This window comes from Aquamicrobium zhengzhouense, assembly GCF_016124105.1.
Lineage (GTDB): Bacteria > Pseudomonadota > Alphaproteobacteria > Rhizobiales > Rhizobiaceae > Aerobium > Aerobium zhengzhouense.
The window spans coordinates 217294-229620 of sequence record NZ_JADGMQ010000001.1; the positions used below are offsets into that span (position 1 = coordinate 217294).

The 12327-nt window shown below is 57.1% G+C and carries 10 protein-coding genes and 1 tRNA gene; 4 read left to right on the top strand and 7 right to left on the bottom strand.

Annotation, left to right across the window (positions count from 1 at the left end; all coding sequences use genetic code 11):
• Positions 1-4 precede the first annotated feature (4 nt).
• The 4 genes from IOD40_RS00985 to IOD40_RS01000 all read right to left on the bottom strand — a co-directional run bounded on the left by IOD40_RS00985 (position 5) and on the right by IOD40_RS01000 (position 5071).
• Positions 5-922, bottom strand: coding sequence for an ExeA family protein (locus IOD40_RS00985; RefSeq protein WP_198473381.1), 918 nt, complete (start codon positions 920-922; stop codon positions 5-7).
• Positions 922-1764 carry a CpsD/CapB family tyrosine-protein kinase gene (locus IOD40_RS00990; RefSeq protein WP_198473383.1) on the bottom strand — a complete coding sequence of 281 codons (843 nt, stop codon included), beginning with the start codon at positions 1762-1764 and terminating at the stop codon, positions 922-924. Before IOD40_RS00990 ends, IOD40_RS00985 begins: the two co-directional genes overlap by 1 nt.
• Positions 1765-1784: 20 nt before the next feature.
• On the bottom strand, positions 1785-3344 hold the full coding sequence (locus IOD40_RS00995) for a GumC family protein (protein ID WP_210336757.1): 1560 nt from the start codon (positions 3342-3344) through the stop codon (positions 1785-1787).
• A gap of 140 nt (positions 3345-3484) precedes the next feature.
• Positions 3485-5071, bottom strand: coding sequence for a GMC oxidoreductase (locus IOD40_RS01000; protein WP_210336758.1), 1587 nt, complete (start codon positions 5069-5071; stop codon positions 3485-3487).
• A gap of 138 nt (positions 5072-5209) precedes the next feature.
• On the opposite strand from IOD40_RS01000, the gene IOD40_RS01005 reads away from it, so the two are divergent.
• Together IOD40_RS01005 and IOD40_RS01010 are read left to right on the top strand one after the other, a co-directional pair.
• Complete coding sequence (locus IOD40_RS01005; RefSeq protein ID WP_198473388.1) at positions 5210-6133, top strand: glycosyltransferase; 924 nt, start codon at positions 5210-5212, stop codon at positions 6131-6133.
• 430 nt (positions 6134-6563) lie between these two features.
• Entirely contained in the window at positions 6564-7244 is a 681-nt protein-coding gene (locus tag IOD40_RS01010) for a sugar transferase (protein ID WP_198473390.1), read from the top strand.
• Positions 7245-7248: 4 nt separating this feature from the next.
• On the opposite strand, the gene IOD40_RS01015 is transcribed toward IOD40_RS01010, so the two are convergent.
• Complete coding sequence (locus IOD40_RS01015) at positions 7249-7992, bottom strand: LuxR family transcriptional regulator (RefSeq protein WP_198474207.1); 744 nt, start codon at positions 7990-7992, stop codon at positions 7249-7251.
• Positions 7993-8730: 738 nt separating this feature from the next.
• On the opposite strand from IOD40_RS01015, the gene IOD40_RS01020 reads away from it, so the two are divergent.
• Positions 8731-9456 (top strand): Crp/Fnr family transcriptional regulator, encoded by a 726-nt coding sequence (locus IOD40_RS01020; protein ID WP_198473392.1) that lies wholly within the window; start codon positions 8731-8733, stop codon positions 9454-9456.
• Between the two features lie 28 nt (positions 9457-9484).
• Here the strand turns inward: IOD40_RS01020 and IOD40_RS20260 are convergent, their stop codons facing one another.
• Complete coding sequence (locus IOD40_RS20260; protein ID WP_198473394.1) at positions 9485-10237, bottom strand: helix-turn-helix transcriptional regulator; 753 nt, start codon at positions 10235-10237, stop codon at positions 9485-9487.
• Between the two features lie 309 nt (positions 10238-10546).
• On the opposite strand from IOD40_RS20260, the gene IOD40_RS01030 reads away from it, so the two are divergent.
• On the top strand, positions 10547-11812 hold the full coding sequence (locus IOD40_RS01030; protein ID WP_198473396.1) for a polysaccharide biosynthesis/export family protein: 1266 nt from the start codon (positions 10547-10549) through the stop codon (positions 11810-11812).
• A gap of 133 nt (positions 11813-11945) precedes the next feature.
• Here IOD40_RS01030 and IOD40_RS01035 read toward each other — a convergent pair.
• Positions 11946-12020 (bottom strand) — tRNA-Glu (locus IOD40_RS01035).
• Positions 12021-12327 lie beyond the last annotated feature (307 nt).

Here is a 12327-nt window from a genome sequence, read left to right on the forward strand (position 1 = left end):
TCTTTCAGCCTTCGGGCCGGGGAACGAGCGCTCGAATGCCGCGCTCTTCAATGACCTGCTCGACGAGGTCATTGGCGACGACGGTGCGTCCTTCGGCGAACGCGTAAACCAACGCGTAGTCGCAGATCTGATTGATCACCCGCGGCAGGCCGCCGCTTGATGAGGCGACCAGATCGCACGCACCAGGGGTGAAGATCCAGGATCTGGCGCCGGCTGTAGCAAGACGATGCGTGATATAGGGGCGTACCGCCTCGGCAGGCATGCCCGGCAGATGGTGCTTGGCCGACACACGCTGCGCGAATTGCAGCAGCCTGGGGCGGGCCAGCATGTCGTTCAGCTCAGGCTGCCCAACCAGAAGGATCTGCAGCATCTCAACGTTTCCGCCGTTAAGATTGGAAAAGCACCGGAGCTCCTCGAGCATCTTTTCCGACAGGTTCTGTGCTTCATCGAACACCAACAAGGTGCGGTTTCCGGCTTCGGTCTGCCGCCTCAGATATTCTTCGAACCGCGAAAACCTTTTGACGTATGACATCGGGCCATCAGCCTGGTCACCGAGTGCACGCAGTATCCATTGCAGGATTTGCCCGCGATGTCCGTGAGCGTTGGATACAAGGCCGACGTGCAAATTGTCGGGTGCCGATGAGAGAAGATGTCTTACAAGCGTCGTTTTTCCGGCGCCGATTTCACCCGTGATGACGATGATGGGGGCAAAGCTGGCGAGCCCGTATTCCAGCATGGCGTAGGCACGGGCGTGGGCGTCGGACCAGAAAAGGTAGGCCGGGTCCGGCTGCAGGCTGAAAGGGCGCTCTGTCAGGCCGAAATGCTGCAGGTACAAGCCGCCGGCCGGCTTCGCGGTCGGCTTGTCGGCCTCCGGTACTCCACCTGCAGTTCCATTTTCGTCGGTCAGGATCGGAACCACCATCAGCCCCCATACCCGTATGCCGAGGTATGTGGCGCATGCCGTGACTTGTTGAGGATCGCGCCGAGGAAGTTCGTTTTGGAGATCAGTTCGTATTCGCAGCCCTCGACTTGCTCAGGTGTATTTTTCTCAGCTTCCACAACGAGGATCGCGCAATCGACATTCGGCAAAAACGCCATGACGTCGTCGGCCACAAGCATCGGTGGGAGGTCGTAGAGGATCACATCGGGGGCGAGCTGCTGCTTGATATCTCGAACGCACCTGGCCGTGTCGGGGCCCTGTAGAAGCTCCGCCGGAAAATGAACTGGCCGGCTGTTGACCGCAACTGCGAGGTTTTCTCGAACACGCCGGAATGCTTGGTGGACGCTACGGGAGCCTCGGATGAAATCCTCGATCGGAGAGGATCCGTACGCTCCTAGTGTCGACGCAATAGACGGACAGCGCAGGTCGAAATCCACCACTGCGGTTCGGCAATCCTGCCGGCTCGATAAGCTGAAGGCCAGGTTGAGGGCGACAGACGATTTTCCTCCGCCGGCGGTTGGAGATGTGATCGCGACGGAGGTCCAGTCGTTCTGCCGCAGCTTCTGCAGTATTCGCGTTCTCAGAATGTCAAATGCGGATGAGGCCGGGTTGTGCTTGTCTACGGCGACTATTCGGTGTTGCTCAAGGATTGCTGCCTCCGGTTCTATCAGTGGTAGTGTGTCCCAGACGGTTCCTCGTGCTGGTTTAAGTGGAGCTACGGGCTCGCTTGGCCGTGCCGAGGCGTAGCTCGCGCCGGCTTTCTGCATTGCTGTACGAATATGCTCCATAGGCACGATACGCGTCTCGTGGTCTTCCTGATGCATGTGCTGTGCCTTTGTCGGCTTTACATAAGTCTGCTTGAATCAAGGCTTTCGATGATGTTCTCGAACGTCGCAGCAAGAGGTTCGCGGAAATGGTGGATGGTTGCCGCGATCGCCATCAGCGCGCAAATTGCTGCCGTCAAACTTACCGAGAGATGAAGCTGCCGGCGCTGTTGTTCGCCAGGGGTCCATATGTAAGGTACTGTACCCAGCAGGGGCTCCTCAAGAATATCACCCAGATCCGTGGGTCTACGAACCGTTCGGTTCATCAATTCGAGCGCGATGACCGCGCCCATGGCGAGGAAGATGCCCATGGCGACACCCATGCCAGCGATACGCTTTCGGTTGGGGCTAACGCGGCTTTCGGGTGGGGTGGCAGGCTCTACCAGAGTAAACCTGCCTGCTTTGGCGCGGATTTCTATCTGCTCGCCTGTCGAGGCTTCAGCAAGCTTGGCTACGGCGTTGGTGTATTGCGCCTGAATGTTGGCGCGATGGCGCTCCAACCCATTCAAGGTTGTCTCGTTCTGAGGCGTCGCTTCAATGGTGCGCGCCAGATCGCCCAGGTTCTTCGTGATTGACGTTTTTTCGCGTTCAATGAAGGCGAGACGTTCATCAATGTCCGACAACTGCAAGTCGAGATCGGACATAACGCCGTCGCTCTTGTGCGCGGACTGGCTCTTCTGCACTTCGTCCTGCAGTCCCACAATCCGTGCCCGCAGTGCGACGATCTTGGGGCTGTCTTCCGAGAAAATGGAAAGCTGCTCTGAAAGCGACCGTTTCAGATCCCTGAGCATTTCCTGCTCCAGCGAGACGGGTCCGTTGCTCGTGACCTGCCCGGTGGTCTCGAATATCCTGACCAGGTTGGTTCGCCGTACGCGAAGTGACGATTCTTCGCGCTCCAAAAGCAGCATTCGCTCTTGAAGGTTGCTTAACTGGTTGCGCCTGAACTCAACGCTGTCCGGCAAGGCGTTGATGTTGGCATTTCGGAATTCGAGAACAGCTTCGTCATGCGCCTCAAGCTCGCGCGCCAGACGCGCAACTTCCTTGTCAAAGAATTCCAGGGTGTCGCCCGCCTTGCTGGCGCGCATATCCATGTTCTTCTCAAGGATGATAGAAACGAGCTCGTTTACCACCCGCGCTGACAATTCGGGTTCCCGGGCCTGAAATGAGACGCTGAATATCGTTGCACCCTGGGTGTCGGCAGGTACCAGCGCGAATTCCGTGCGAGCGCGCAGGTTTTCTACGATCTCGCCTTCCGACAATCTGGCAGCAGCGTCGCCGAAAATGTCGAGCCGCTCTGCGAGTTCCAGGAGATTTTCACGTCTGGTGATTTCCTGCTGGATGATCTGCAACTGCTCAAGCGGATGCGTTTGAACCGTCGGCTTCGCCATCTCGGCCGGGATCTGCGGCGGCTCAACGAGGATCTTTGCGCTGGCGCCGTACACTGTCGGCATAAGATAGGCGATGGTTAGGGCAATTCCCGCGACGACGATGGATATTCCGAGGATGTGCGGCAACCGCGAAAGGAGAATCGAGAAATAGAAGCGAATGTCACTGTCAGTCATTACGTTGCCTGTCGTCATTCGCGGCGATGTGCCGGCTGATGCTATTTTCGCAACATCCCTGACTGGAGATAGATCGCCTATAGGGGGGGCTGGAGTGTTCAAGCTTCACCTCCAGTTACTCTTTTTGGAGGTTTCCCTTACTCCTCTCGACGCTTAGTTCAGGACGCATGGACGGCGAATACGGCCTTCTCGTGAGAGTGCTGACGCAGGTATTGGTCCGCCAGCCAGAGAGACAATTTCATGATGGTGAGTGTGGGGTTAGCACTGCCAGCGCTCGGAAAGACGGAGGCGCTGGCCACCGAGATGTTCGGCACCTCGTGACAGTGAAGGTCTGGCCCCACAACTGACGTGGCCGGATCCGTTCCCATCCGCGTTGAACCAGAGGGGTGAGCACACGCCTCCGAGATATCTATCAGTGGAACCATCTCTTCTTGCGCCGCAGTTACCCATTCGAGAGGACAGATTTCCTTGAAGCCCGTTAGCTCCCAATAGCTGTCGATGGCTTTGACAGCTGCACGAAAGGTTCGCTCGTCAGTCGAGTTTGGTCCCCAATCGCAATGGACCCGCGGGGCCCCTAAAGCATCGAGAGTGCGGGAGAGCGTGATCCGGTTGTTCCAGCTCGGAAGCTGCTCAACGCAGACCATAAGACGGAAATCGATGTCTGGCGGAACGTAGAGCTGCTTCCTCACCATTCGCCAGGCTGCGGAGCGGGCAATCAGGCCCATATTGCTGGACAAGCGCATGGTGGCCTTCAGGTCCACTTCGCGGCGCTGGATACCTTGCGCAATCTGCTTTACGTGAGAGAGGGGACTTTCATCCAGGTCCATAGCGACATAGGCGAACGCGCTACCGACCGCCTCGCGTTCCTGGGCTTTCGGCGCCAACTCCAGATGAAGATCGCGGCGGGTGCCTTTCACAAAGCGGTAACCGAAGAGCCGGTTCGTGGTGGCTGAATCCTTCCGGTTGATTACGGCAACCTGCGCCTTCAGGTGATCCTGAAAGTACCGTCCTAGCACGCGACATCGTGAGAATGCCCTTTCACTGGTTTGTCGATTTAATAGAAGCAGCAGGCGTGTCGTCTCGATGCTTCCGGCTGCGAAAATGAACCGCTCCGCCCGGACGAGGAGCTCTTTGCCGGCCAGACTGCGGGCGCGCACCGCGTTAAGCATCCCGGATTGGCGATCTACTTCAAACTCGCAAACCGTTGCGTCCAGCCAAATGTCGATATTGGGAGATCGCTTCAGTTCGTCCTTCAGGAGCGTCGCAATGTTGCAGTTCTTGAAGCGTGGGCATTTTGCCCAGCGGGGAATGAGCGAGTTCTCGTCTGTTGGGAACTCGTTGGTTGTTGTCCCCGCGTCGCTCAGCAGGTCTTCGTGGGAGCCGCTGGCGACCTTGAACAGAGCTTCGATTTCGCTCTCATATGCGTCGAGTTCGGCGAGGGGGATGCCCCAGGCGCCCTCCGGCACATGCGACCGGGCCGAAGTTTCGTGGGGGCTGAGCCGGATCATGCGTCCGCCCCAAAGAGGCGAAGTCCCGCCAAGTCCACGTCGGCGCCCTGTGAGCTGCCGCGTGTACCTCCCCTCAGGGTTGCCGAACTCATTGAGCTGGTTCGCGTCGTCCGAGCCTTCATCGCCGCCGCTTTCGACCACGATGACTTTCCTTCCCGCTGCGCACAGGCGCCTGGCAATCAGCAAGCCTGCGATGCCGGCCCCGATGATGCAATAGGGGGCTAGGGCATAGTTCATGGGGCTGGCGTTGGAGTTTATACTAAGTATAGCCATTTAGGCCCTCAAGTTTTTCTCGATGTAAAAATGAGTTGACTTTCATGAAAGTCGCACTCAGCGTGTGATGGTGCAAGTATATTCTTTTGGGTGCTGAAAATAATGAAGAGAAAAACCGAAGTCAGTATAGTGATACCCCATCTGAATGAGCCAGGTGAGCTTGGTCGGTGCTTGACTTCTCTTAAGGGACAGGAAGCAGAGAGCGTAGAGTTTGAAATCATCGTGGTCGACAACGGATCCGACACCCCGCCCTCTGATGTCTGCGCAGCGTTTGAGAATGTCAGGCTTGAGGTGGAGCGGCAGCCGGGTCCCGGGCCAGCGCGAAACAAAGGCGCTGCGGTCGCTCGGGGGGAGATACTCGCCTTCATCGACGCAGACTGCGTTGCAGCCCCCGACTGGATCCGCCAGATCGTCGCCTTCATGAGTGCGCGGGAGGATGTTGACTTCATCGGAGGCGACATAAGGATTTTGCAAGCAAGTGCGAGAGCCCTCACACCCATCGAGGCGTATGAGAGTATCTACAGCTACCGCAACGACCGTTACGTCACGCAGTACGGTTTCTCCGCGACGGGAAATATGGCTGTGCGGAAGAAGGTATTCGAAGCGGTCGGGCCTTTTGGTGGTATTGGCACGATGGAAGACACGGACTGGGGTATGAAGGCCACTGCCATGGGCTTCAAGATTGCCTACGTCCCGAGTGCGAAAGTTTTTACGGAGCCGTGCGCTTCCTATGCGGCGCTGACCTTGCGGTGGGATCGCCACGTTGCCCATGAGTTCGAACAGATCCGCCATCATTATACGCGTTACCCAAAATGGCTCTTCAAGAGTGTAGCGATCGCAGCTTCCCCCCTGGGCGAACAGCTCACCGTCATCAAGACGCGTCGCATAAGCGGAGTTCGGACTCGTCTGGGGGCATATCTAATTCTCACCCGCGTACGCCTTCATCGCGCCAAGCGCATGTTTGGTCTCCTGTTCTCGAATAGTACTTCGAGCGCGGTGGGAACGTGGAATAGGGAAAAGACGTGAGCTCGCTTCATCCGTCTGGGGGAGGGGGTACTCCAGATGCGGCGAGATGAGGTTGCGAGCACCGCCCTTGTGTTGTCACTGCTTCTGAGGGAGTAGCGAGCTAGAACGGTCGGCGCCTGGTCGTGGTCGAAACTGGCCACTACGCACCCTCCTGTCGGGGACAACAATACCGCTCCAGTTAGCTAATACGGGTCACATATGTCCGCCCACACGGCGGGCACTGTTTTGTCATCGAGCCCCATAGTCAAACTAAAACAACGTCGTAGCTCTTAAAGACTAAGTGGCGATTGATTGAGCGCCGCGGCGAACAAGAATAATTTTTCCTTAACTACCAGAGATCGCGAACGCAGCAACTCGCTGCTTCGACCTGCCGCGTCTGCGCGCGGCCGGGGCGGTCTTTTGCGGAAAATTCCGTGGGAGGCGGGGAAAAATGGCGGACATTCAACACGAACTCGTGCCGGGCGCTGGTCTCGACATCATCGGGGGGGTGGAGGCCGAGCCAAGACGGCGGATCTACCGCATGGCAAAGCGCTGTCTCGACATTGCTGCAACGCTTGCCGCAGCGCCGGTCGTGCTTCCAGTGGTGGGCGTGGCAGCGCTACTGATCAGGATTGAGGGAGGCCCTGCCTTCTACAGCCAGATGCGCGTTGGCAAAGATGGTCAGGTGTTCCGAATGTGGAAGCTGCGGTCGATGCGACCCAATGCTGCGCAAATGCTGGAGGAATATCTTGAGAAATGTCCCGAGGCTCGCTGTGAATGGGAGCTCCATCAGAAGCTGCGTCAGGATCCGCGTATTACCAAACTAGGAAGATTTCTGCGCAAATATTCGCTGGACGAGCTGCCGCAGCTCTGGAACGTGTTTGCGGGGCAGATGGCGCTGGTGGGGCCGCGCCCCTTTCTGCCTGAGCAACGTAGCCAGTATCCAGGCTACGAGTACTATTCGATGCGGCCAGGGCTGACTGGGCTGTGGCAAGTTAGCGAGCGCAACAATTGCACTTTCGCGGAGCGGGCCCTTCACGACACTCGCTACGCGAAAATGATGTCATTCGGCACTGATATCAAGATTATGATCAAGACCGTTGCCGTGGTCATCAACGGCACCGGTCATTGAGGTGTCAGCTACCGTGAGCTCGGGTGCTGGCTGAGGAGGGGAAGAGGTCGTTGATCTTGTACGCGACTTCGGTCCTGTTCGTTGCCTTCAACTTGCGCATGATGTTTCGGATGTGCACCTTCACGGTGCTCTCGCGCAGGTTCAGCTCGTAGGCGATGATCTTGTTGGCCTTGCCCCGGCGAAGAGCTTCCACCACCTCTGCCTGGCGCGACGTGAACATGCTGGCGAAGGGGTGGCTCTCGATGTTCGTCTCGACCAGTTTGCGCATTGCAAGGACGCTGCTGGCAGGAACAAAGACGCCACCGGCCATAGAGAGACCGATCGCTTCAATGCACACTTCGATCCCCACAGATGTCGGGATGAACCCGCGAACACCCAGCTCAAGTGCCTGCATGATTTGAGGCAACTCGTCGGTGTCAGCAAGAAGGATCAAAGGGATCCGACCAAGCTCGGCAATGAGCTTCTTGATCTCTTCCGCAACAGACGGCTCATTGATGCGGCGGCCGCCGACGTTGAGCAGCACCACCGAAAGCGATGATAGTGGCTGTTTGGTTGCTTTAAATGCATCTATGGATGCGACGGGAAGTACTTCCATCCCAATTCCATGAGAGGCCAAGCTCTGCGCAAAGCATTCTCGATCTAAAGCACGGTGGTCCACGATAAGCAGGCGTCGATCCACTTGCGCGTCCTCCGAGGCGCCATTTGCGGGCGCAGGAATATCGTCCGGAAGCGGGCGAGGCGTGATCATGTTGTATGAATGACGATTGCCAGTGGTGACGATACCCGTTTTCATTACCTGATCCTCTTCCGTGGTGGTTTTATCCATGAGTTCTTCATGGTCGGAGTATTCTGATCCGCCCAGCCCACCTTGTTTCTACTCTTGAATGCCCCCCTGATAAGCATTTCGTCGGCGATCGACGTAGTTCAACCGCCGAATACAACCATAGCGATTTTGATTAATCTGAAAATTGATCCAGATTAACCCAACGTTAAATGTTGTGGTCTTGTATGGGGTGTGGCCAAACTGCCGCAGTGTCTGTGATCTGCTGCAGATGGGGGTGGTGCACGACGATGGCTCGCTACTACGTGTGTGCAACGTTTTGCTATGACTGGCGTTACCTGATGCCTTCCGAGGGGGCGGACTGGGATTTTGGCGTGCTAAGCCAATCTCGATCCTGCTCTGTTTCCCCAAAAAGTTGTCGCGAAACTCGTGTTCGTAAAAGACAATGAGTGATCGAAGCGACAGTCACCACTCTAAAGGGTGTGTTTTTTATAGGTATTACTCCACAAAAGGAGTAGATACTCCTCGCGTATCTATTGGAATAAGATGCCAGAATAGTCGAAAATCCCGGATTTTATAGACTGTAGATCAAATGTCGCTGTCGTACGTTATAAATTCAAATTTATAAGCTTGCGCAAGAGGGGCGAATACACGCGCTCATGACGGCAGCAAGTGGGCAGGCTGGACATGCGCAAGAGACTACACATGGAACATTTCGATGATGCGCTGGCGCGTAAGCTGGAGGCGTTTGAGCGTCTTGGCGACCTTGAGATGGAGAAGCTCAGGGAGCTGCAGAGCAAGCGGGTCCAGATCGCGGGAGGCAACGAAATTGGTTACCAGGCTGCCTCTGCCAGAGGCGCTTACATCTTAAGGAGAGGCTGGGCCTGCTCGTACAAGCGTCTGCGGGATGGCAGTCGGCAAATCATTGATATTCACATTCCGGGTGATTTTTTAGGTGTGCGTAGTTTGCTGCTTCGTAGCTCCAACTACAGCTTCATTACCCTTACAGACGTCGAAGTGGCAAAGGTCACCGTCGAGGCGTTGCGGGAGATGTTTCAGACAGCTCCGAAACTCGCGGTTGCCTTCCTATGGGCTGCATCGCGGGATGAAGCGCTGGTTGTCGAGCATCTCGTCAGTGTCGGCCGGCGCGGAGCTCTGGAGCGAACAGCACACTTCCTGTTGGAACTGGGTGCGCGTTTGCACCTAATCGGCTGCGGAACCGGCGATAGTTACGAGTGCCCGATCTCTCAGGCAGTTCTCTCGGATACGCTCGGCATGACCACGATCCATCTGAACAGGGTTCTCAGGCAGCTGCGGGAGATTGGCCTCGTGGTGTTTCGGGAGGGGATGGTCAAGTTTCCCGACATCCAGCGCGCGGCCGAGTTCACGGGCTTCGAACTTGGCTACCTTGATCACAGCCGTCGCTCGTAGCTCAATTGGCGGCGAAGTTACATATCAATCAGAAGCCATCGGCTGTGCGGCGGGTAGCCGCTTCCCTGTACTTTGCAGCAGCCTGCGTCCTGTTGCTGACGCCGAGCTTTGCAATGATGTTGTGAAGGTGGATCTTCACCGTGTGCTCCGACAACGAGAACGCTGCCGCGATCGCCTTGTTCTGCATCCCCACTGCCACCATTCCCAATACCTCGATCTCACGAGGAGTAAGTTCAGGAAGGTAGGGTGTGGAGGGGGCAGCGCTTAGATCCGGGCGCTGTGCACGCTCTGTTTGTTCCTCGGAGACTTGGTGCCGATTCAGCATTTGAGGCGGATAGTACTCACCGCCGCTCAGCATCAAGCGAATAACGGACAGCCAGATATCGAGCCGGAGATTCATCGGCAGGACGCTCCGCACCGTTCTCGATGACGAGATGAGGGCTAGCGTCGTGTCCCTTTCGCGGCTGTCGTGCTCGATCAGCGCCACAAGCGGCTGCGGCGGCGACATTGGCTGAGCCGCGTGTATCGACTCAAGCGAGCTCAGAAAAGCCGGATCGAGCAGGACCAGGGCAAGAGAGTGATGATATCGGGCAAAGGCCGCAGTCGCCTCCGTCCTATGCTCGACGGTGATCCAGGGAAACTCCCGTTCGAGGGCGTGCACCATGCTGTGCGGGAGCATTCCGTGTGATGCGATCACCAACAGGGTTCTTCGTGGCTGGCCGGTGCTTGGGCAGATGATACTTGCGTCGCCGTTCTTTTCGTCCGTTGCTGCGAAATTCACGAAATAGCTCCTGCGTCGGGTGCGGCGTATGAACCGCACATTTGCCTCCCCGCCGACGAAGCAAGGCCCCGGTCGAAGCGACCATAGCTCGGAGCGAACGCGCTCGCGATGAAGCAATAGGGTGAGTGGCTGGCTATTGTTGGCGTCAAGAGACGACTGGGTGTGAGCCTGTTTTCGCCTTCGGGCGTCCTGATGTCGAAGGTTGCTATCCATAAGGATGAGGTGCGCCGCCGAGCGTCCACCTTACCCCCGGAGCCGATCTTGCAGAGACTGAGGCGCTGCACTCCACCGGAAGGTTCGTAGTCCCTCATGTCGATTTTTCATCTGGCTCAAATGCGTCGAACCGCGTTGTGCAGCGTTGCAACCGCGGCATTCTTTTCTGGCGTTGTCAGTGCCTATCCGTCTGACGACATCATCGTTCCGCAGACGCGGCTTCGGGTGACAGTCGTGCAGTGGATGCCGATGCGAGGTGCGTACGAACAATGGAACGCACTGGGCGGCGAGTTCACGGTTGGAGATGAAGGGACCATCTCGATTCCGGTGGTGGGTGTGGTTCCAGTCAGTGGTTCAGATAGCAAGTCCGTAGCAGCAGAGATTTCCAAGCGGCTCCAAGCCGCGATAGGCACGGTAGATGCGCCCAACACAACTGTCGAAATTGTTGAATACCCCCCGGTCTACGTTGTGGGCGATGTGAAGGCGCCAGGCGCTTTCAGCTATCGACCCGGAATGAGTGTCCTGAAGGCAATGGCCCTTAGCGGTGGTCGGCAGGAATCACCCGTGCAGCCCGCAGACGAGATCCAGCTGGTCGGGGAATTGCGTTCGCTGGAAAATGAGGTCCTGCGGACGCGGGCTCGCATCGCAAGGCTCACAGCTGAACGTGAAGGCGTAGCGGAGATCCAGTTTCCCCAGGCTCCGTCAGATACAGAGGGCAGATCCCTGGCGGAGGAAGTTCAGGCCCAGGAGCAGTTGATTTTGACCTCACGGGCAAACGAACTTCAGCGCCAGATCAAATCACTCGACGAGTTGCGAGATCTTCTCCACGCCGAGATAGGGGTTCTGGAGCAGAAGATAGTTGCATCCGAACAGGCGATCGCTTCCGTCGAGCGAGAGCTGAAGGGGGTGACCGAATTGGTGCAAAAGGGAATCGCTATCGCGTCCCGACAATCGGATCTGGAGCGGGCTCTCACGTCTCACCGCGCCGAGCGCCTCGATCATGTCACCGCCATCATGCGTGCAAGGCAGGGCGTTGCTGAGGCGACAAGGGATCTGGATGGGCTTGAGGATCGTCGAAAGACCGAAATCGCGGGCGAACTGCAGAAAGATCAGAGCTCTCTCGAGCAGACCCTCTTGCGCAGAGAGACGGCGCAGAAACTGCTTTTAGAATTGCTCGCAAAGAAGGCACCGAGTCGCAATGACGATGCAGTGTCATTTGCTGTGATTCGAATCGAGGGCGGGCAGGCGATCGAAATCGACGCCAAAGAGTCGACGCTGCTGAAGCCAGGCGACGTCGTCAAAGTTAAGTTCAACGACTCGACGAATCGTCCCGCTGCAGGGCTGATTCCAGCCAGTCAGTGAATGGGTTTCTGAAAAAGTCTGTTTGCTTTCCGTAACTGCTCGCGCTGGCGGACGCGATGCGCGTTTCTGTCTCCCGGTCAATCGACCCGTCCAGAAGTTTGCTGAACGATCACAATGTATTGGAGAGAGAAACTGGTACGCCCAAGGGGAATCGAACCCCTGTCTGCGCCGTGAAAGGGCGCTGTCCTAACCGCTAGACGATGGGCGCTGGCCAGTTACGAGGAGGCTTATATGAGGCATCTTACGGGAGTGCAAGCCCCCCGCGGGCTCTCACGTCTCACCTCGCCGAACGCCTCGATCATATTACTGCCATCATGCGGGCAAGGCAGGGCGTTGCTGAGGCGACAAGGGACCTGGATGGGCTTGAGAATCGTCGAAAGACCGAAATCGCAGCCGAAAGCGCCGGGTCGCAATGACAATGCAGTGTCGTTCGCTGTTATTCGAATCCACGGTGGGCAAGCGGTCGAAAAAAATCGATGCCAAAGAATCGACGCTGCTGAAGCCAGGCGACGTCG

Excerpts from the sequence above, each read along its gene's own strand:
- IOD40_RS00990 (WP_198473383.1), bottom strand. The coding sequence starts at position 1,764 with ATGCATCAGGAAGACCACGAGACGCGTATCGTGCCTATGGAGCATATT.
- IOD40_RS01030 (WP_198473396.1), top strand. The coding sequence starts at position 10,547 with ATGTCGATTTTTCATCTGGCTCAAATGCGTCGAACCGCGTTGTGCAGC.
- IOD40_RS01020 (WP_198473392.1), top strand. The coding sequence starts at position 8,731 with ATGGAACATTTCGATGATGCGCTGGCGCGTAAGCTGGAGGCGTTTGAG.
- IOD40_RS01010 (WP_198473390.1), top strand. The coding sequence starts at position 6,564 with ATGGCGGACATTCAACACGAACTCGTGCCGGGCGCTGGTCTCGACATC.
- IOD40_RS01015 (WP_198474207.1), bottom strand. The coding sequence starts at position 7,992 with ATGATCACGCCTCGCCCGCTTCCGGACGATATTCCTGCGCCCGCAAAT.
- IOD40_RS01005 (WP_198473388.1), top strand. The coding sequence starts at position 5,210 with ATGAAGAGAAAAACCGAAGTCAGTATAGTGATACCCCATCTGAATGAG.
- IOD40_RS00985 (WP_198473381.1), bottom strand. The coding sequence starts at position 922 with ATGGTGGTTCCGATCCTGACCGACGAAAATGGAACTGCAGGTGGAGTA.
- IOD40_RS00995 (WP_210336757.1), bottom strand. The coding sequence starts at position 3,344 with ATGACGACAGGCAACGTAATGACTGACAGTGACATTCGCTTCTATTTC.
- IOD40_RS01000 (WP_210336758.1), bottom strand. The coding sequence starts at position 5,071 with ATGAACTATGCCCTAGCCCCCTATTGCATCATCGGGGCCGGCATCGCA.